The sequence below is a fragment of the Altibacter sp. genome, assembly GCF_019913785.1.
In the GTDB taxonomy this organism is placed as follows: Bacteria; Bacteroidota; Bacteroidia; order Flavobacteriales; family Flavobacteriaceae; genus Altibacter.
This window is the reverse complement of the sequence record NZ_JAIOHK010000033.1, coordinates 68793-89194: the sequence shown is the minus strand read 5'-3', so window position 1 is coordinate 89194 and position 20402 is coordinate 68793. Positions and strand designations below refer to the sequence as shown.

14 protein-coding genes and 1 pseudogene are annotated in these 20402 nt (G+C 41.0%); 7 read left to right on the top strand and 8 right to left on the bottom strand.

What is annotated here, in order from left to right:
• A pseudogene (locus tag K8F54_RS05275) lies at window positions 1-2441 on the bottom strand (hypothetical protein); the annotation flags it as partial.
• Between the two features lie 151 nt (window positions 2442-2592).
• Between K8F54_RS05275 and folE the strand changes: the two are divergent.
• From folE to K8F54_RS05250, 5 genes are read left to right on the top strand one after another with little or no spacing between them, the layout of a single operon-like run.
• Window positions 2593-3270 carry a GTP cyclohydrolase I FolE gene (gene folE / locus K8F54_RS05270; RefSeq protein WP_290788060.1) on the top strand — a complete coding sequence of 226 codons (678 nt, stop codon included), beginning with the start codon at window positions 2593-2595 and terminating at the stop codon, window positions 3268-3270.
• An 18-nt stretch (window positions 3271-3288) separates the two neighbouring features.
• Window positions 3289-4773: a cysteine--tRNA ligase gene (gene cysS / locus K8F54_RS05265; RefSeq protein ID WP_290788056.1), complete on the top strand. Its 1485-nt coding sequence runs from the start codon at window positions 3289-3291 to the stop codon at window positions 4771-4773.
• Window positions 4774-4778: 5 nt separating this feature from the next.
• A complete protein-coding gene (gene yidD / locus K8F54_RS05260; RefSeq protein WP_290788053.1) occupies window positions 4779-5021 on the top strand; it encodes a membrane protein insertion efficiency factor YidD in 243 nt (80 codons plus the stop codon).
• Between the two features lie 59 nt (window positions 5022-5080).
• Window positions 5081-5914, top strand: coding sequence for a prolipoprotein diacylglyceryl transferase (lgt, locus tag K8F54_RS05255; protein WP_290788050.1), 834 nt, complete (start codon window positions 5081-5083; stop codon window positions 5912-5914).
• On the top strand, window positions 5904-6395 hold the full coding sequence (locus K8F54_RS05250; RefSeq protein ID WP_290788047.1) for a DUF192 domain-containing protein: 492 nt from the start codon (window positions 5904-5906) through the stop codon (window positions 6393-6395). Before lgt ends, K8F54_RS05250 begins: the two co-directional genes overlap by 11 nt.
• A 75-nt stretch (window positions 6396-6470) precedes the next feature.
• Here the strand turns inward: K8F54_RS05250 and secDF are convergent, their stop codons facing one another.
• The 4 genes from secDF to K8F54_RS05230 all read right to left on the bottom strand — a co-directional run bounded on the left by secDF (window position 6471) and on the right by K8F54_RS05230 (window position 12966).
• Window positions 6471-9479, bottom strand: a complete 3009-nt coding sequence (gene secDF, locus K8F54_RS05245) for a protein translocase subunit SecDF (protein ID WP_290788044.1) — start codon at window positions 9477-9479, stop codon at window positions 6471-6473.
• Window positions 9480-9617: 138 nt separating this feature from the next.
• Window positions 9618-10469: a hypothetical protein gene (locus K8F54_RS05240; protein ID WP_290788041.1), complete on the bottom strand. Its 852-nt coding sequence runs from the start codon at window positions 10467-10469 to the stop codon at window positions 9618-9620.
• Between the two features lie 20 nt (window positions 10470-10489).
• Window positions 10490-12544, bottom strand: coding sequence for a TonB-dependent receptor plug domain-containing protein (locus K8F54_RS05235; RefSeq protein ID WP_290788038.1), 2055 nt, complete (start codon window positions 12542-12544; stop codon window positions 10490-10492).
• Window positions 12545-12591: 47 nt separating this feature from the next.
• Entirely contained in the window at window positions 12592-12966 is a 375-nt protein-coding gene (locus tag K8F54_RS05230) for a hypothetical protein (RefSeq protein WP_290788035.1), read from the bottom strand.
• A 276-nt stretch (window positions 12967-13242) separates the two neighbouring features.
• Here K8F54_RS05230 and K8F54_RS05225 point away from each other — a divergent pair, with 276 nt between their 5' ends.
• Window positions 13243-15795, top strand: coding sequence for an adenosylcobalamin-dependent ribonucleoside-diphosphate reductase (locus K8F54_RS05225; protein WP_290788032.1), 2553 nt, complete (start codon window positions 13243-13245; stop codon window positions 15793-15795).
• An 80-nt stretch (window positions 15796-15875) separates the two neighbouring features.
• On the opposite strand, the gene mdh is transcribed toward K8F54_RS05225, so the two are convergent.
• The gene (gene mdh, locus K8F54_RS05220) at window positions 15876-16802 is read right to left on the bottom strand and encodes a malate dehydrogenase (protein WP_290788029.1); all 927 of its coding nucleotides are present in this window, start codon (window positions 16800-16802) and stop codon (window positions 15876-15878) included.
• 161 nt (window positions 16803-16963) lie between these two features.
• A complete protein-coding gene (gene gyrB, locus K8F54_RS05215) occupies window positions 16964-18904 on the bottom strand; it encodes a DNA topoisomerase (ATP-hydrolyzing) subunit B (RefSeq protein ID WP_290788026.1) in 1941 nt (646 codons plus the stop codon).
• 218 nt (window positions 18905-19122) lie between these two features.
• Between gyrB and K8F54_RS05210 the strand changes: the two genes are divergently transcribed.
• On the top strand, window positions 19123-19668 hold the full coding sequence (locus K8F54_RS05210; protein WP_290788023.1) for a DUF2911 domain-containing protein: 546 nt from the start codon (window positions 19123-19125) through the stop codon (window positions 19666-19668).
• Window positions 19669-19689: 21 nt separating this feature from the next.
• Here the strand turns inward: K8F54_RS05210 and K8F54_RS05205 are convergent, their stop codons facing one another.
• Window positions 19690-20319 (bottom strand): 7-carboxy-7-deazaguanine synthase QueE, encoded by a 630-nt coding sequence (locus K8F54_RS05205; RefSeq protein WP_290788020.1) that lies wholly within the window; start codon window positions 20317-20319, stop codon window positions 19690-19692.
• Between the last annotated feature and the right edge of the window lie 83 nt (window positions 20320-20402).

Sequence of the window (20402 nt, the reverse complement as noted above, 5' to 3'; positions counted from 1 at the left end):
CACTGCTCAAACTCAGGAACCAAAACAAAATCAGGAACCTCCCCCAATACCAAATTAAAACTCCTCACCGTATAACAGCCCGCTACATTCTCCCCACGGACCCAAATAACCGAATTGCCACTAGGATACACATCGGCAGGGGTAATGGGAGCATTGCCAGCATCGGCATCAGCCTGAGATATATGATAGGTCAAAGTAACATTGACCAGAAAATTTAAAATCTCAGCATCCTTACTGGTCAAATCAAAAACCTCAATGCCATCACCATCATTGTCGCAAAGAAAATAATCACTGATAGGATCGGTCAAGGCAGGAGAATCGTTGACGATAAGATCAAGAGGTACAATATTGAAACAATCAGGACTACTTACATGCTCTACACGTGCGTATACCGTTTGAAAACCCGCATTCGTATTTGCAAAGTTCGTAGGAGTGGCAATGGGAAAACCACCGGTCTGAGCCCCAAGGAGGGTGGTAAAATATGTAACGACCGCATCGGGATTTCCTCCGGTAATCTCAATATCTTTGGTTGTTAAATCAAAAATGCCAAAACCATCATTGGGTAATTCATCACAAATTTCATAGGGGGTAGGCGTCGTTACCGCAGGTGCAATATATATCGTAACCAAAAAGCTGTCTGTTGCATAACAACTGCTATTGCTATTGCTTTCAACCCTTACAAATATAGTTTCGGAAGGAGCCGTTACATCATAGGGATTGGGATGTGCGTTTGTATTGGCGTCGGCATCGGCTTGGGTAGGATGATATGAGACATTGTAACTCGAAGGATTTTGTCCGTTTAAGGCTTCTGCGTTTTTCAGTAATACCAAATTCAGGGTTACAATTCCGTTGGAATCCTGATCACAAACTTCTATATCGGTCATAGGGCCAGCCGTGGCAGGCAAAAATTCAATAAGAAAGGACTCAGTGTCAAAACATGATCCGCTAAGGTCCTCTATTCGAACATGTATGGTTTCTATCGTTCCTGTTATAGGATACGCAGCCGGCGTAGCAATTGGATTCGCTCCAGTTGCAGCATCAAAAGCACTATTGTGATAGGTAATATTAAAATCGGCCGGATTTTGGGCACCCAAAACATTGGCGTCATTTACGGTTAAATCAAAAATACCTGTATTCGTACCGTCATCACATTGAAACAGATCTACGGGTGGATTAGCCACTGGCTGTAAAAAGAAATTTATTTCGACAGCATCACCAATGATACACGTAGGATCTGCAAGATCAAAGGTTTCCACGGAATAGGTTCCAGAATTCGGGGGGTTTACCGTAAAGGTAGAATTCCCAACCGCCGTTGGTCCTTGAGATATCCCGTTATAAAACCATTCGTATGAAATATTGGGAAGTCCCGGATCTGCATCCAAGATTATAGAACCCGAACCACAGGAATCGATGTCTGGACCTAAGTCAATTGAATATGGGGCTAATTGCGTTACTACCACTTCATCGGTCAAAGTAACTACTTCACCATTACAAGTATTCGTCCAAGTAACCCTTGCCGTGAAAGTCTCGGAGGCACCGGAAGGACAAACATTGATAGTTGGTGTATTTCCTATTACAGTTCCTGTTGAATCTAACCATTCAAATACATAAGTTGGAGGACCTACAGGACTAAAACTCCAGGCTTCATTAGTTGTTGTCCATGGTGAGTCTGAAGTATTTCTCCCAGGGGGCACATAGGCTGTGGTTCCTGCATTATTTTGAATTCCTAGAACGGCATTGCCACCATTCCATGAAGGGCAAGACGGTTTGTCCTGCATATAAATTTCTATTACATTGGAGAATTCATAGAACACTGCCATGTGAGTTGCCAATAATGAATTACACGCTGCCGAATACAAAGGAACTCTATAGTAGGATACTACAAGCACCCTGTTTGGGTATGTTCCTAATACTTCATAGCCTATTTCTTCTGAGGAAGAAACCGCAGGATCTATATCATGCCCCGGTGTAAAAACATTCGCTTCTCCCAAGGTGGGATTTGAGTTATTGGGTAGGTTTTGAGAAAAACTCCAACCATTAGAACCCGGACCGGTATCACCTGGGTCCACATCGAAACGCAGTACACCGTTGGAACCAACTTGAAATTGGGTTTCTAAATTTCCGAAGAAACAGAAATCGAAGGGTAAATTATCTACATTGGACCAAGCGTCATCAATATTTGGATTTAACTGATTGGCCAAGCCATTAAAAGCAAAAGGCGGATTGTACGGAACCGAATTTACCGAATAGGTTAGTCCGGAGGTGTCGAAGGTCGCTAAAAAGGTTGCTGTAATATCGGCGCAACCGCCAGCGGCACAGTCGGCAAACACATCAGGGCCTGCGTCAACAAATAAGGATCCGGGACCTTGAGCGAAAACCATAGCCGGCGTGAACCATAGCAAAAACACCAGTGATTTAAAATTGGGGATTATCTTTTTCATAGCCAAATAGGTATAATTTGCGAAAATTAAGGAAATTTTATGAAATAGGGGGCGTATCAGTTTTAAAAATAGTGTCAATCAGGTCTTTTATGGCAATTGCCGAATGCGTATCTTTGCAGCCTGTATTTTAGCGATACAAAATACATGCTATATGGATTTAGAAAAACAATTGAAAGAAATACAAGCACACGGTGATAATCATATCGGTTCATCCACCGATACACCGCTGCGTCCCGACGCTTTTGAACTGAGCGATATTGAGAAAATTGCCCTTATTAAAAAGGATGTTAAAAACATCATGAATACACTGGGATTGGATCTAACCGACGACAGTTTAAAAGGCACTCCTACTCGTGTGGCCAAAATGTTTGTACAAGAGATCTTTGCAGGATTACACCCCGATAGAAAGCCAAAAGCTTCCACTTTTGAAAATAAATACAAGTACGGTGAAATGTTGGTAGAAAAGAATATCACTTTGTATTCTACTTGCGAACATCATTTACTTCCCATTGTTGGAAAAGCACATATCGCCTATATCTCCAGTGGTACGGTGGTTGGGCTTTCAAAAATGAATCGGGTTGTTGACTATTTTGCGAAAAGACCACAGGTTCAAGAACGTCTAACCATGCAAATTGTTGAAGAATTACAACGTGTTCTCGGTACTGAAGACGTTGCCTGTGTAATCGATGCCAAACATTTGTGTGTGAATTCAAGAGGAATCAGAGATATTGACAGTAGCACAGTTACCAGCGAATTTGGCGGAAAGTTTAAAGATCCGCAAACACGACGCGAATTTCTCGATTATATCAATCTGGACACAGAGTTTTAACTTTTTCAACTATTCTGAATGAATTTATACGAACAGCAAGAACTTACCATTTACAACTCCCTGAGTAAATCCAAAGAAAAATTCAATCCTATTCACCAAGGGGCTGTTGGGATGTACGTCTGTGGACCAACGGTCTACAGCAATGTGCATTTGGGAAATTGCCGTACGTTCTTGTCATTCGACCTAGTGTTTCGCTATCTGAAACATCTGGGCTACAAGGTACGGTATGTCCGAAATATTACCGATGCCGGCCACCTAGAAAACGACGGTGAAAGCGGTGATGACCCTATCCTTAAAAAGGCGCGCATCGAGAAGTTGGAACCCATGGAAGTAGTCCAAAAATACACGGTCGACTTTCATACCACCATGGCAAAGTTCAACGCCTTGCCACCAAGTATTGAACCTACAGCAACCGGGCATATTATTGAGCAAATTCAAATTGTTGAAAAGATTATTGCTGAAGGCTATGCCTATGAAAAGAATGGCTCGGTATACTTTGACGTGTTAAAATTCAACGAAGATTATACCTACGGAAAGCTCAGTGGACGCCAACTAGAGGATATGATCTCCAATACGCGTGAGTTGGCAGCACAATCTGAAAAGAAAAACCCTCAGGATTTTGCCCTTTGGAAAAAAGCAGAACCACAACATATTATGCGGTGGCCTTCACCTTGGAGTGATGGTTTCCCAGGCTGGCATTTGGAGTGTACCGCCATGTCCACCAAATATCTTGGCACTCAATTCGACATACACGGCGGCGGAATGGATCTTAAATTCCCACATCACGAATGTGAAATCGCCCAGGCCGAAGCATCCACTAAAAAATCACCGGTGAACTACTGGATGCATGCCAATATGCTTACGCTCAATGGCAAAAAGATGGCAAAATCTACCGGAAATAATATACTGCCAAACGAATTATTTACAGGAGAAAATGGTGTGCTAAGCAAAGCCTTTTCACCTACCGTGGCCAAATTCTTTATGTTTCAGGCACACTACCGTAGTATTTTGGACTTTTCGAACGATGCCTTGCTGGCTTCTGAAAAAGGGTTCAATCGATTGATGGAGGCTTTTCATAGCATTGCTTCGCTGGAAACTTCAAAGACCGACACTTTCTCTATTTCTGAATGGCGTCAATCATGTTACGATGCGATGAACGACGACTTTAACAGTCCCATTCTCATCGCACAGTTGTTTGAAGCCGTAAAATTCATCAATTCAGTAAAAGAAGGCATTGCCGGTATTTCTGAAAGCGATAAACAATTGCTTCAGCAAACCATGAGTGACTTTATTTTTGATGTATTAGGATTAGAGGACAGTATTTCAGAAAATAATGCAGATGGTGATAAGTTAACGGGGGCGGTCGAATTGTTGATAGCATTGCGAAACCAAGCGCGTTCCAACAAGGATTTTGCGACAAGTGATCAAATTAGGGATCAATTGCTCGCCGTGGGGATTCAGTTAAAGGACGGAAAGGACGGCACGACGTTTTCAGTAAACTAACTGTTTTGAAAAAAATACTCACATCTCCATTTATTTTTCTAGTGCGTGGGTATCAAAAATTTATTTCGCCCCTTTTTCCATCTACATGCCGCTATCAACCTACCTGTTCGCACTACACGATTGAAGCACTACAAAAACACGGTCTATTTAAAGGAGGTTGGCTTGCGGTAAAACGTATTGGCAGTTGTAACCCCTGGGGAGGCAGCGGTTATGATCCCGTACCTCAATCAAAAGAAGAAAACCAATAATTTAGCAGAAAATCCGTTTTCGTTTTTGCTATCTTTATGAACATTTTTAAAAAGAACGTATGCATTTTCTGAGTTTTGTTTGGGATCCTAGCGAAGGTATTGACCTTGGTTTTTTTATGATTCGTTATTACAGCCTGATGTTTGTCATCGCATTTACGCTGGGATGGTTTATTATGAAACGAATTTTTAAGTACGAGGGCATTCCCCTTGAAAAATTGGATAGTCTTTTTATCTATACCGTAATCGCAACCTTAGTGGGAGCTCGTTTGGGGCATGTGATTTTTTACGAACCCGAAATATTTAATGAAGATCCACTTTCTGTCTTTTTACCTTTTAAAACAGTCCCCGAATTCGAATTTACAGGTTTTAGAGGCCTTGCAAGTCATGGCGCTGCCATTGCCATTATCATAGCCATGTTCATTTACAGCAAGAAAGTCATAAAGAAACCGGCACTTTGGATCCTAGATCGCGTGGTAATAGCTGTTGCTAGTGGTGCCATCTTTGTACGTATTGGAAATTTTATCAATTCTGAAATCATTGGAAAAGCAACACAGAGCGATTTTGGGGTTGTGTTCAAACAACTGGGAGAAGATTTTCCAAGACACCCCGCGCAATTGTATGAATCTGCCGGTTACGTGCTTGTCTTCTTGGTGCTGTGGCTCGCCTATTGGAAAACGGAAAAGCGCAATTGGTTGGGGTATTTATTCGGCCTGTTCTTAGTTTTGCTGTGGTCGGTACGATTCTTGGTAGAATTTGTGAAGGAAAGTCAGGGAGGATTTGAAAGCGCACTTGGACAATCCCTTTCAACCGGGCAATGGCTTAGCATTCCTTTTATTCTAATTGGAGTTTATATGATGTTTCGAGCCTCGAAAAAGAAAGTATATGAAGCATAATTGGATAGCCTTAGCTGTTTTAAGCAGCTTTTTGGTGTCGACTGCATGTAAAGAAAAAGGTGAAACCAAAGTTTTGACCAAGGAAGTTTCCTTTACAAAAGAAGGAGACCTTAGATTGAGAAAGGCCGAAAACGATTCGATCGTTGCGCAATTGGATATAGAAATCGCCGACGACGCTTATCAAACCGAAACCGGATTGATGTATCGAAAGTCCATGCCTTCAAATCAAGCCATGTTATTTATTTTTGAAGACGAACGCCCACGCTCTTTTTATATGAAGAATACGGAGTTCGCCTTGGACATAATTTATTTGAACAGTAAAAACGAGATAGTAAGTATTCAGAAAAATGCACAGCCTTTTGACAAGACTTCTCTCCCTTCGGCAGGAGCTGTTTTATATGTTCTGGAAGTAAATGCAAATCTTACCAGCCAATGGGGACTTGAACCAGGGGATAAGATGGAATGGACTAGATTAAAATAATATATCAAGCATTAAATCAAATAAAAAACCCTTCACAATGTGAAGGGTTTTTTATTAATTCAAAGGATAAAACGCCTAAGCTTCTATCACTTCTTCTTTCTTTTTGTCGGTAAGGTCGATTCCCTTTTTCTTCACCGTATCGAACATCACCGGAGTTGCAATGAACAAAGATGAATAAGTACCTACCACAATACCAACTATAATTGCAAAGAGCAAGCCTCTAATAGATTCGGCACCAATAAAGAACATACATAACAATACGACCAAGGTAGTTAACGAGGTGTTCAACGTACGACTTAAGGTACTGTTCAAGGCTGCGTTAATCACACGGGTCATCTTCCAGGTTGAGTGTTCGTTAAAGTATTCACGAATACGGTCAAAAACAACCACCGTATCGTTTAAGGAATATCCAATCACCGTTAAGATTGCCGCAATAAAGGATTGGTCAATCTCCATACTAAATGGCATAAATCGATAGGTCAACGAAAAGATTCCTAATACGATCAATACATCATGAAATACTGCCGCTACCGCTCCCAAACTAAACTGCCATCTTCTAAAGCGCAGTAAGATGTATAAGAACACCACGATTAAGGATCCTAATACCGCCCAGAAAGATGATTTTTTAATGTCATCGGCGATGGTAGGACTCACCTTGTAATATTCCATTCTACCCACAGTTTTATCTTCATGATCTCCTGTAAATTGTTCGAAGGTCATATCGGCAGGAAGATTTGGCTTTAATGCATCAAATAGCATTTGTTCGATTTCAACATCAACTTCGGAACCGCTATCGTCTACCTTATACTTGGTTGTAATTTTTAATTGATTGTCACCTCCATAGGTCTTCGCCTCGGCACTTCCGTACACAGCGATGAGATCCTCCTGAATATTCACCGGGTTCACATCCTGTGCAAAACGAACCGTATAGGTACGTCCTCCCACAAAATCGACCCCTTGATTAAGTCCGTTGGTAAACAATGAACCTAAACTGATCATGATCAGCACTGCTGATATGGCATAGGCAATTTTACGTTTTCCAAGGAAGTTGATATTTACATTCTTGAATAGGTTTTTAGTAACCGGTGTAGAACAAGTTAATGGTTTTCCATTCTTGGTATAAGCATCAATAAACAATCTCGTAATGAAGATCGCGGTAAACAGTGAAGTTAGAATACCAATTAATAATGTCGTTGCAAAACCTTGGATAGGTCCTGTTCCAAAAACCAAAAGGATTAAACCGGTAAGACCTGTTGTAATGTTAGCATCTAAGATGGAAGACAAGGCATTGTTGAAACCATCTTTGATAGCATCCTTTTGCGCCTTTCCTTTTGCCAGTTCTTCCCTAATACGTTCGAAAATAAGAACGTTCGCATCAACCGACATACCTATGGTTAAGATAATACCCGCAATTCCGGGGAGTGTTAACACGGCTCCTAATCCGGCAAGGATTCCGAAGATAAATAATATGTTCACCGCCAAGGCAACATCGGCAAAAAGACCCGCTTTTCCATAGTAGCCAATCATCCAAAGTAGGACAAATACCAAAGCCAGTGCGAATGAAAGGATTCCACTGTTGATCGCCTCTTGACCTAAGGTAGGTCCAACAACCTCTCCTTGAATAATTTCAGCAGAAGCAGGTAATTTACCGGCACGCAATACATTTGCTAAATCCTGTCCTTCGGTAATAGTAAAATCTCCTGTAATAGAACTACGTCCACCTGAAATAGGACCACTGGTTACTCCGGGAGCAGAATATACAATATTGTCAAGTACAATAGCTATTTGGCTTTGCGTAGTGAATGCCTTACCAGTCATTTCTTCCCACACCTTGGCACCACGACCATTCATTTGCATATCTACCGACACACGTCCTACTTGGTCGTACGATTGCTGTGCATCTACCACAACAGCGCCTCCAAGTGGTGGTTGCCCATCACGGCCTACTTTTAATGCATACAAAGCAGTTACATCCTGTAAGGCTATATCGTTATATTCGGGTTTTCCCCAAACAAATTTTGTTGTACGTTGATCTGCAGGCAGCAATGCTCTTACGGCAGACATACGCAAATAACTATTGATAACTGCGGTGTCTTTGACCGCAAATGTTGCTATAATAGGGCTTCCCTGAAAGCCGGGAGCCACCATTCTCGCTTGAATAGGGTTATTTTTTAAGGCATCCCCATCGGTCGCTTCTACCTCATCTCCTTTTAACAATTCATTGATAGCGTTTTCCTCCGTGGCTGTGGTATCTTGTGCCTCACCTGCTGTAGTATCAACCTCAGGCTTCGCCAATTCTCTAACTTTTGCTTCGGCTTGCAAAATAAAGCCGGTCATTTCTTCACTCTTATAAACTTCCCAGAATTCTAGTTGAGCTGTACTCTGCAACAAATTCTTGGTACGCTCAATATCCTTAGCACCCGGTAATTCGACCAAGATACGCGCTGAGTTTCCAAGACGTTGGATGTTTGGCTGTGTTACCCCAAACTTATCAATACGCTTTCTCAATACTTCGAAGGCCGAAGTGATCGCCTCATCAATCTTTTTTTCCAATACCTTCATCACCTGCTCATTGGACATGTCGGCAGTGATCTGATCTTCCAGATTCTTATTAAAGAAAATATTCTGTGATGCTAGTCTGTTTTCACCCGGAAGTGCTTGAAATGCTACGAAAAATGATTCTAAGTAGGTATCTTGACTATTTTTCTGAAGACCGGTAGCATTATTCAATGCTTGGTTGAAAGCAGCATCTTTCGAATTGTTCGCCAATCCCTTTAAGATATCCTTTACAGAAATTTGAAGAATCACATTGATTCCCCCTTTTAAGTCTAGACCTTTGTTAAGCTCCTTGTCTTTCGCTGTTTTATAATCGATCCCTAAAAAAACAGGTTCTTTGGCCAAAGAGTCCAAATATTGAAGCTCGGCGATGTCTCTCTCTGCAGATTGTTCTGCCGGAAACTTACTGTCCGCATAGGCTTTCGCATCATCTTCAACCTTGTTTGCAATATATGTGAAGGATAATTGGTACAAACTAACCAATCCAAATAATACTGCAAATACTGTAATAAGTCCTTTATTTTGCATTCTAATGGGTGTTTATATAGTTTTAAAAACGTGCAAATATAGGTTTTCAAAAAAGAATTGACAATTATTTTCTCTTTAATTACACAACAAAAAAAGACCACAAATTGTGGTCTTTTCTATACAGATTAGGATCTATTTTTATAATTCCAATTCAAAAAACAAACTACTCTCCGTATTGGTATCGGTTATATCTTCTCCTTTAAGAACTTCGTTCGCGGCGTTCAAGAGTTTGAGATTGATTCGCCAATATCCCGTCATCGTTAAGGACAACTTACCGTGATACATTTCATCCTGCGTACTATAGATTAGATCTTCGTTATTCGGGGAAGAATGATTTCCCATTCCCGGCATACGAGGGTCTACAGTCACTTTAAAGTTTTCGACCACGCTAAAAGTCATCATATCCTCCATTTTATACAAAACTGCGGTAAAGTCGTTAATGGCTACTTCCGGTGTTTTCGGCGCCACATAGGCAAGAATATAACGCACTTCATCCAATCCCGTAAACACCTGTGTTTTTTGTAGCCCATCGGAAGGCAATACGACATCCACACGCTCGGTTTTGGACATTTGCTCCCCACCAAAGGTGTAGTTTAAAGTAATATCCCAATACTCTGTGGCATTCCCCGGCATCTGAAATACTATATAACCGGTGAATACAGTTGGGTCATCGGTTGCTGATATTGCCGATGCAGGAGCCGAATGCATCATGGTTTCCATATGCATCATGGGCATCCAACTAAGGTTGGCATTCGCAATATAATTATTAGAAGCCAAATCCTTAATTCGAATAAAGACAGGGTTATAGCCCACAGTCAAATTCGTTTTTTCTGAATACAATTCCACTTTGTGGTCTGTATCGGTTATTTCATTGATCAAATAGTAGTTCTCCATAGGATCTACTATTATGTTACCTTCATCATCTTTTGAACAAGAAGAGAAGCTTAGTGCTACAACAGCTATAAATACTATATATTTTATTGTTTTCATGAGTTTTATTTTTAATGTGTTTAATTAATTGAATACGATAATGTCATAAATATGTTTCGGCCCATTCGCGGAATATTATTCCAATCTGAATAGGTTGAATAGCTGACATCGAAAATGTTCTCGATACCCGCTTTGGCATATAAATCGTTTTTACTAATAATAAGACGTCGCCCCAAGGTAGCCGAAACGACTGCATAGGCCTTTGTTTGATTTTCACCATAGATAGGGCTAAAATTCTCCTGTACGGCATTCCCTGAAACCGATACAGATCCCGACATGCGTTTTCCTTTATAAACCATTGTGGACGAATACGCCAACGGACTTATAAGTGGTAGATTTTTCCCGGTATCATCAGTTCCTCGGTGCCAGGACAACCGTGCATTCCAGCGCACGTCTTTTAGCAACTTGTATTCAATAGAAAAAGCCGAATTGAAAATTTGCGCATAATCCAGGTTGGTATACACCTTCACACCAGTAGCTCCAATGGTCATGGTGGACAAATCTGAGTTTACAACGCCTATGATATAATTCGGAATATGAAAGAAGTTGGCTTCAGTAGAAATCTGCCATTTTTCTTTTTTGAACGAAATAACCGCATTTGCCTCAAATGATTGCTCCGTTTGCAAATTGGGATCACCAATATAATCATGTGCATCGAAACTATTGAATAAGTAAAAACCATATCCTTCAGAAACCGACGGCGCACGTTCGCCATAACCTCCTCCTGCACTCAAACTGAACGCATTCACTTCCTTGTTCAGCACTACCGAAAAACTCTTCAATACACGTGTATTGGTACGATTCATTTCAGGATAGAAGATCTTCAAACTATTCAGTCCAAAATCATCGGCTACCGTATTCCTATGCAAGCCCAAACGTGTGGATAGCGCTATCGAAAATTCCTTTAAGGAAATTACATCTCCAATATATATCCCCGAATTTAAGGTTCGGACATCCGGCCAGGTCAACATAAACATTACCGGTTCATTGGGGTCGCTGGGATACATGGTCATTTCGGCAATCGAACGATTGTAAAAACCGTCAATTTTAACATTGAATAGATGCGTTGCCATTTTCCAATTTGCCTGCGAGTATGCCCCAAAAGTCTCACTCCAGCCCGGCATATCCATATGAATAGGCACATCGGGGCGTTTGGTATCGTCCATGACGTGCTTTACATAATTGTAATAGGCTTTGGTGTCCCAATTGGTGACATTTTCGGAAATTGAATCCTGTGTCCAACTTACGGAAGTGATAATAGCCCGTGCCAAAGAAACATCCATGGTAAGGGCGGGATATCCTACATCATTGGCCTCATCAAATATTAAGGTGGCCGCTAATTTATTTCCTTCGGAAGGCTGAAAGCCTGAATTCAGTGAAAAATTGTACTTCTCAAATTGCGAGAAAGCAACTTCTTTTCCATCGCCTGCAACATAGTTGTCGGCCTTCCTATAAATAACATCACCATCTATGTAAAATGTAGGTTTTGAATAATTCAGTTCCCCACCTATTACGCGCAAATTATTGTTGCTTTCGAAGGCATTTTCTATGCTTCCATACAACCCCTTATCCTTAAACCGGCTGTGGCCTAATTTTAGATTGATGCCTCCTCCAATTATATTTCCGAAGACAGCTCCCTGTTGCCCCGATTGAATTTGCGCTTCCTCCAAATTTGAAACATCCACATAGGAGGTGGTGGGATCCATTTTATCGGTACAGGCTCCAAAGATCTGCATGCCATCTATGGTCACCGCAAGCCTTTCGGAGGTCATATTGTTCAATGACGGCTCCCAGGCATAGGCACCTCGTTTTATGAGATTCACCTTTTGTGCCGTTTCCAAATATTCATCCAAAGACGACAATGGCTTAAATTGTGTTTGGTGGTGCAAACGTTTATTAGCACTAAGTATGATTACTTCGTTTAAGTGAACGGGAAGTAGGTATGTACTGTCTATTTCTGTTTCTTGAGCCTTTATGCCTCGCGGCATTAACAGCATCATAAAAACTAGGAAACAAACACCATATTCCCTGCCGAACCCCTTAGAAAGGGTCGGCCAGAATTTATTTTGATTCATTTTCTGGAATTTTGATTTTTAACTACTTATATAGTAAGGTGTAAAAATCAGGCTTCGGGAGGTTTGGGAATTACATAGACAAATAAGGAAGAAAAACCTATCTGATCTTCAGAATTTATTTGCTTTTCAATATTTAAATCAGGCATCGAAAAATGATACGAAACCAAAGATTCAAGAAAAACTACTTGTTGTGAAAATTCAAAGGTATTCGACTTATTAAACGGATTTGTTTCGGCATCCTTTGCCTCTTTAGAAAGTTGTTTGGAGAGGTAACATTTACCATTACATTGCATCTCGGGCTTATCCCGATTCTCGCAAAGTTTTTCAATAATGTAATTATAGTTTACCACATAATCCACCACCGGCCATAAGGGCTTTGAAAGAATGAATACGGATGCTACAATGAGAATTACATTTTTCACATCGCAAAGATATTAAAGACACCCTGCTATAAAGAATGATTTTTGTCACATTTTTAAAGAAAACAGCTCGGTTTCTAAAATACACTATGTTTTTTGAAAACTTTCAAAATTTGTGAACTTTTAATTGTTAATAAAATCTTATATATCTCATTTTTAACTGTTTAAGCAATTTTGCTTGACAACTTATTTTTTACATTTTAAAATTTAATACTTCTATTTCACTATATTTACATACCAAAATTATTCCAACAAAACATTTCAACAAAAAACCTCCAAATGCAAGAAAATAAAGTTGCCGAAATTCAAAAAACCTATACTCAAGAAGAAGCTTTTAATGCCTCCATCGATTATTTTAATGGAGATGATCTCGCCGCTCGAGTTTGGATTAACAAATACGCTTTAAAAGACTCCAAAGGAAATCTTTACGAAAAAACTCCCAACGATATGCACAGACGTATCGCTCGAGAAATTGCTCGAATTGAGCAACGATACCCAAATCCGTTAAGCGAAGAAGCCGTTTTTGAAGTCATTAAAGATTTTAAATATATTGTCCCACAGGGCAGCCCTATGGCGGGTATTGGCAACCCCTATCAGATTGCCTCACTTTCAAACTGTTTTGTCATTGGTAATGAAGGGGATTCCGACTCCTACGGAGGCATTATGAAAATAGACCAAGAACAAGTGCAATTGATGAAACGTCGCGGGGGTGTGGGTCACGATTTATCGCACATTCGACCCAAGGGTTCGCCTGTTAAGAATTCGGCACTTACCTCTACCGGGATTGTTCCTTTTATGGAACGCTATTCAAATTCTACTCGCGAAGTTGCTCAGGATGGGCGTCGCGGGGCGTTAATGCTTTCCGTTTCTATCAATCATCCAGATTCTGAAGATTTTATTGATGCAAAAATGGAACAGGGAAAAGTTACGGGAGCCAATGTTTCGGTACGTATTGATGATGCCTTTATGCAAGCGGTAAAAGACGGCACTAATTATACCCAAAAATATCCTGTAAATAGTGATAATCCAAGGTTTTCAAAGGATATGGAAGCCGGAAGATTGTGGAATAAAATAGTTCATAATGCTTGGAAATCGGCAGAACCGGGCATCCTTTTTTGGGATACCATTATCAAGGAGTCGGTTCCAGATTGTTATTCGGATCTTGGCTTTAAAACCGTGTCTACCAATCCATGTGGCGAAATTCCCCTGTGCCCCTATGACTCCTGTCGTTTACTGGCCATTAATTTGTTTTCGTACGTTGAAGCGCCATTTACAAAAGAAGCATATTTCAATTTTCCGCTATTCAAAAATCACATTGCCATAGCACAACGAATAATGGATGACATTATCGATTTGGAACTTGAAAAGGTAGACGCTATTATTGCTAAGATCGATGCCGACCCACAGAGCGATGAGGTAAAAGCCGTTGAAAAAAACCTGTGGCTAAATATTAAACGAAAAGCCATAGAAGGCCGAAGAACAGGCATTGGGATTACTGCTGAAGGCGATATGCTTGCCGCCTTAGGAATAAAATACGGAAGTCAGGAAGGAATTGATTTTTCAGTTGAAATACACAAGACGGTTGCATTAGAAGCCTATCGTGCTTCGGTTTATGCAGCGAAAGAAAGAGGGGCTTTCAAAATATTCGATTCTGAAAAAGAAAAGAACAATCCCTTTATTCTTCGGCTCAAAGAAGCCGATGAAAAATTGTATTTCGATATGCTGGAATACGGACGAAGAAATATAGCACTACTTACCATTGCGCCAACAGGGACCACAAGTTTAATGACACAGACTACCTCGGGTATCGAGCCGGTCTTTCTTCCTGTTTACAAAAGAAGAAGAAAGGTAAATCCCAACGATAAAAATGTACGCGTAGATTTTGTAGATGATGTTGGGGACAGCTGGGAAGAATATGTCGTATTTCATCACCGATTTAAGCAATGGATGGAGGTGAATGGTATTGCCACTGACAAAAATTATAGCCAACAAGAATTGAATAAAATAATAAAGAAATCACCTTATTTTAAGGCTACTTCGAACGATGTAGATTGGTTGAGCAAAGTGCGAATGCAGGGTGCTGTTCAAAAATGGGTAGATCATTCTATTTCCGTAACCATAAATTTACCCAACGAAGCCACCGAAGAATTGGTTGGGAAACTCTACCTAGAAGCTTGGCAAGCGGGTTGTAAGGGTGTTACCGTATATCGAGATGGTTCACGCTCTGGGGTATTGATTTCGAACGAAGAAAAGAACGAAGAAGAGGCCGATACCTTGACGGCCTTCCCTACAAAACGCCCGGAAACCTTAGTTGCAGATGTGGTTCGTTTTCAGAACAACAAAGACAAATGGATTGCTTTTATTGGCTTAATTGATGAAAAACCCTATGAAATATTTACCGGTTTTTCCGATGATGAAGATGGAATTTTAATTCCGCGATGGGTCAATGAAGGGACAATTATTAAAAATAGAAACGAGGATGGAACTTCGCGATATGATTTTCAGTACAAAAACAAAAGAGGCTATAAAACCACTATTGAAGGGCTTTCACATAAATTTAATCCAGAGTATTGGAACTATGCAAAATTAATTTCTAGCACATTACGCCATGGAATGCCTATTGACAAAGTGGTGGAGCTTATCAATAGTTTACAACTGGACAGCGAGAGTATTAACACTTGGAAAAACGGTGTGGCCCGTGCCTTAAAACGATACATTGCCAATGGCACCGAAGCGCACAAACAAAAATGTGAGAACTGTAATAGTACCACACTTATTTACCAAGAGGGCTGTCTAACCTGTAAGGATTGCGGTTCTTCGAAGTGTGGGTAATTATAAACTACATCTTATCATACAATAAAAAAGCCGGCTAAATGCCGGCTTTTCAATTCTTAAGAAATAGCTTACTAAAATTACAATTCCAGTAAATCGTTTGTTTTTCTTACACCTTCGGCACTTTCCTGCATGTGGGCTTTTTCAGCAGCATTGAGTTCAATCGAAACTATTTTTTCAATACCGTTTTTACCAATTAACACAGGCACTCCGATACAGATATCGTTTAAATTATATTCTCCTTCTAACATGGTTGAACATGGGAACATTTTTTTCTGGTCACAGGCGATCGCTTGCACCATGGCCGATACGGCAGCTCCCGGAGCATACCAGGCTGAGGTTCCTAGCAATTTGGTCAAAGTAGCACCTCCTACCTTGGTATCTTCTTTCACCTGTTCCAACCGCGCTTCCGACATAAAGGCGGAAACCGGCACACTATTTCGGGTTGCCAAACGCGTCAACGGCACCATTCCGGTGTCGCTATGGCCGCCAATTACCATACCGTCCACATCGCTAATAGGGGCATCTAAGGCTTCCGCGATACGATACTTAAAGCGTGCGCTATCTAAGGCACCACCCATCCCGATGATTCGGTTTTTCGGCAGCCCTGTTGTCTTGTGTGCCAAATAGGTCATGGTGTCCATAGGGTTGCTCACCACGATCAAAATGGTATTCGGAGAATGTTGTACCAAACTCGCTGAAACCGATTTCACAATTCCTGCATTGATTCCAATTAATTCTTCGCGGGTCATTCCGGGCTTACGTGGAATTCCGCTGGTAATGACACAGATATCACTCCCTGCAGTTTTACTATAATCGTTGGTGGCTCCGACAATTCTTGTATCAAATCCGTTTAATGAAGCGGTTTGCATTAGATCCATTGCTTTCCCTTCGGCGAATCCTTCTTTAATATCAACTAAAACGACTTCGCTTGCAAAATTTTTAATGGCAATGTACTCGGCACAACTTGCGCCCACAGCACCTGCTCCAACAACTGTTACTTTCATTTGGTATTATTTTAAGTGTTATTTGAATATATTTCTGAAAATGGGTTTTTCTGAAATGCGTCGCAAAAGTACAATTATCTGAGGTAAAAAGAGATAAGAATTGGTTAAAAACAAAGGCGTTCGAAAAAAATTCCGAACGCCTCTTGTAAAATAATAATCGCTTAAGCGTCTATATTGGCATAGACCGCATTTTTTTCGATGAATTCACGTCTTGGCGGCACCTCATCTCCCATTAACATGGAGAAAATACGATCTGCTTCGGTACCGTTATCAATGGTTACTTGGCGCAAGGTTCTAAACTCCGGATTCATTGTGGTATCCCACAATTGTTCGGCGTTCATTTCCCCAAGACCTTTATAACGTTGGATATTGGCACTGCCTCCAAATTTCTCGTTGATTTCGTCGCGTTCTTTATCGGACCAGGCATATTCTTTTTTGGCACCTTTCTTCACTAAATACAAGGGAGGAGTAGCAATGTATACATAACCGGCCTCAACCAATTCCTTCATATATCGGAAAAAGAAAGTCAAGATAAGGGTAGAAATATGACTACCATCCACGTCGGCATCACACATGATGACCACCTTGTGATAGCGTAATTTATCTAAATTCAAGGCTTTACTATCCTCTTCGGTACCAATGGTAACTCCCAGTGCCGTATAGATATTTCGAATTTCTTCATTTTCGAACACCTTGTGCTGCATGGCTTTTTCCACATTCAAAATCTTTCCTCGAAGTGGTAAAATAGCTTGAAAATTTCGGTCACGTCCTTGTTTGGCTGTTCCCCCTGCCGAATCTCCCTCCACTAGGAACACTTCGCATTTAGTTGGATCCTGTTCAGAGCAATCGGAAAGTTTACCGGGTAAACCTCCTCCGCTCATCACGGTTTTACGCTGCACCATTTCACGCGCCTTTCGAGCTGCGTGACGGGCCGTCGCCGCTAAGATTACCTTTTGCACAATGGTTCGGGCATCATTTGGATTTTCTTCCAAATAGTTTTCGAGCATTTCTGAAACTGCCTGACTCACAGCTGCGGTCACTTCACGGTTTCCCAATTTCGTCTTGGTTTGCCCTTCAAACTGAGGCTCGGCAACTTTTACCGAAATAATAGCGGTTAGCCCTTCACGAAAATCATCTCCCGAAATTTCGAATTTCAGTTTATCCAACATTCCTGACGCATCCGCATATTTTTTCAAAGTACGGGTTAATCCTGCACGGAACCCACTTAAATGTGTACCCCCTTCATGGGTATTGATATTATTTACGTAGCTATGTAAATTTTCATTGTACGAGGTATTATACACCATCGCAACCTCAACAGGAATTTCGTTCTTCTCCCCTTCCATGGAGATCACATCTGCGATCAATGGCTCGCGGTTTCCATCCAAAAAACGGATAAATTCTTTCAGTCCTTCTTCGCTGTGAAATTTTTCAGTTACAAATTCACCCTTGTCGTCTTTATGGCGTTTATCGGTTAGGGTAATGTTTAATCCCTTATTCAAAAACGACAATTCCCGCAGTCTACTAGCTAGGGTATCGTAATTATATTCTAATGATTGTTGAAATATCTGAGAGTCTGGCTTAAAAGTAACTATAGTTCCTCTGTAATCGGTTTCTCCAACCGGCTTTACCGGATACATGGTTTTTCCGCGTTCGTACTCTTGTTCCCAAATTTTACCGTCACGGTGCACGGTTGCCTTTAGATTTTCCGAAAGTGCGTTTACCACCGAAACTCCTACTCCATGTAATCCTCCTGATACCTTATAAGAATCCTTATCGAATTTTCCTCCGGCACCAATTTTGGTCATAACCACTTGTAAGGCCGAAACACCTTCTTTTTTATGGATATCGACCGGAATTCCACGTCCGTTATCTTTTACCGTAACCGAATTGTCCTCGTTGATCCAAACATCAATGGTGTCACAGTAACCGCCCATGGCCTCATCAATGGAATTATCCACCACTTCGTATACCAAATGATGCAAGCCTCGAACCCCTACATCACCTATATACATGGAGGGACGCATGCGCACATGTTCCATTCCTTCTAACGCCTGAATACTATCGGCTCCGTAACTGCCTTTTTTTTGTTCTTCGCTCATAAAAATTAGATTGTTTTTCTCAATTTTTTCGTAACGAACAAATATAACAAAACCCCTACTAAAATATAGGGATTCGGCGATTTATACCAGTGAAGTTATTAACAATTTTTGTGCAAAAAACACCTCCACGATCGGTTCTAAAAATTAATTCCAGAAATGTTGTTAGTTGGATGCACTAGAAGCGACCAATTTTGCGTTATAGTTCAGAAAAAAAAACCATGAAAAAAAATATCACCGGAGTTTTGTGCTTTATCTGCCTATTATTTTCGACCGTAACACTACAGGCTCAATCCTTCCCTAAAATGGATACAAGTCCGATGGACTTGGTCTTAGCGCGACCTGAACGCAATGCACAACCAACTGCTAGAGTAATCTACAGCAGACCCTCAAAAAAGGGCCGAACCATTTTTGGAGAGTTAGTTCCTTATGATGAGGTATGGCGAACCGGGGCCAACGAAGCTACCGAACTCACGCTATACCAACCCATGAAGCTTGGTAATACCCGCTTGGAAGCCGGAAATTATACCTTGTATACAATCCCCGGAAAGGAGCATTGGACCGTAATTATCAACAGCGACACCAACGTTTGGGGCACTTACAGCTATAAAAAAGAAAAAGATGTAGCAAGAATCATCGTTCCTGCTAAAGAGGCAGCAGCGACGACCGAATCGCTTTCTATGGTGTTCCGTCCAGATAGTTCGGGACCCACCTTGATGATTGGCTGGGACAACGTCTATATTGAAATTCCTTTTAAGAATTTATAAAACCGATTAAAAGTAGGGGAATTAGGGAATGTTCAAATACTTATGTGTTTGTAGCGAAACCTTCCATTTTGGGTGTTGCATCACATAATCTACAATAAGGGGGATTACGGTATCGCGTTTGCTCCATTCGGGTTGTAAATACAAAATGCAGTCCTTACCAACTTTGGCGGCCTGTTCTTCGGCAAATCTGAAATCATCCTTGTTGTAAACAATCACCTTCAACTCATTTGCTACTTTATAGATCTCAGCTTTGGGAAGTTTAATTTTTTTCGGTGATAGGCAGATCCAATCCCAAGTACCTGTTAGCGGATAGGCCCCCGAAGTTTCAATATGCACCTGCATGCCCTTTTCCTTGAATTGCGTTGTCAACGGGCCCATGTCCCAAGTTAAAGGTTCTCCTCCCGTAACGACCACCGTTTTCGAATAGCGTACGGCGTTATTTACAATGGCTTCGGAAGCGGTGGGCGGATGTAATTCGGCGTTCCAACTTTCCTTTACATCACACCAATGACAGCCTACATCACAACCTCCTATTCGCACAAAATAGGCGGCGGTACCCTTGTGATAGCCTTCTCCTTGAATGGTATAAAATTCTTCCATTAACGGAAGCATTTCTCCTTTTGCAACTAGTGTTTGAATTTCGGTTTTCATCGTGTGCAAAAGTACTTCTTTTAGCGGGTTGTTCTACCATATCTATTCTGAATTTACCTATTTTTGCTACTTAAATTTTAGTT

Coding starts and splice junctions, on each gene's coding strand:
- lgt (WP_290788050.1), top strand. CDS start 5,081: ATGCATTTTCTGAGTTTTGTTTGGGATCCTAGCGAAGGTATTGACCTT.
- K8F54_RS05205 (WP_290788020.1), bottom strand. CDS start 20,319: ATGAAAACCGAAATTCAAACACTAGTTGCAAAAGGAGAAATGCTTCCG.
- mdh (WP_290788029.1), bottom strand. CDS start 16,802: ATGAAAGTAACAGTTGTTGGAGCAGGTGCTGTGGGCGCAAGTTGTGCC.
- secDF (WP_290788044.1), bottom strand. CDS start 9,479: ATGCAAAATAAAGGACTTATTACAGTATTTGCAGTATTATTTGGATTG.
- K8F54_RS05225 (WP_290788032.1), top strand. CDS start 13,243: ATGCAAGAAAATAAAGTTGCCGAAATTCAAAAAACCTATACTCAAGAA.
- folE (WP_290788060.1), top strand. CDS start 2,593: ATGGATTTAGAAAAACAATTGAAAGAAATACAAGCACACGGTGATAAT.
- K8F54_RS05250 (WP_290788047.1), top strand. CDS start 5,904: ATGAAGCATAATTGGATAGCCTTAGCTGTTTTAAGCAGCTTTTTGGTG.
- K8F54_RS05235 (WP_290788038.1), bottom strand. CDS start 12,544: ATGAATCAAAATAAATTCTGGCCGACCCTTTCTAAGGGGTTCGGCAGG.
- gyrB (WP_290788026.1), bottom strand. CDS start 18,904: ATGAGCGAAGAACAAAAAAAAGGCAGTTACGGAGCCGATAGTATTCAG.
- cysS (WP_290788056.1), top strand. CDS start 3,289: ATGAATTTATACGAACAGCAAGAACTTACCATTTACAACTCCCTGAGT.
- K8F54_RS05240 (WP_290788041.1), bottom strand. CDS start 10,469: ATGAAAACAATAAAATATATAGTATTTATAGCTGTTGTAGCACTAAGC.
- K8F54_RS05210 (WP_290788023.1), top strand. CDS start 19,123: ATGAAAAAAAATATCACCGGAGTTTTGTGCTTTATCTGCCTATTATTT.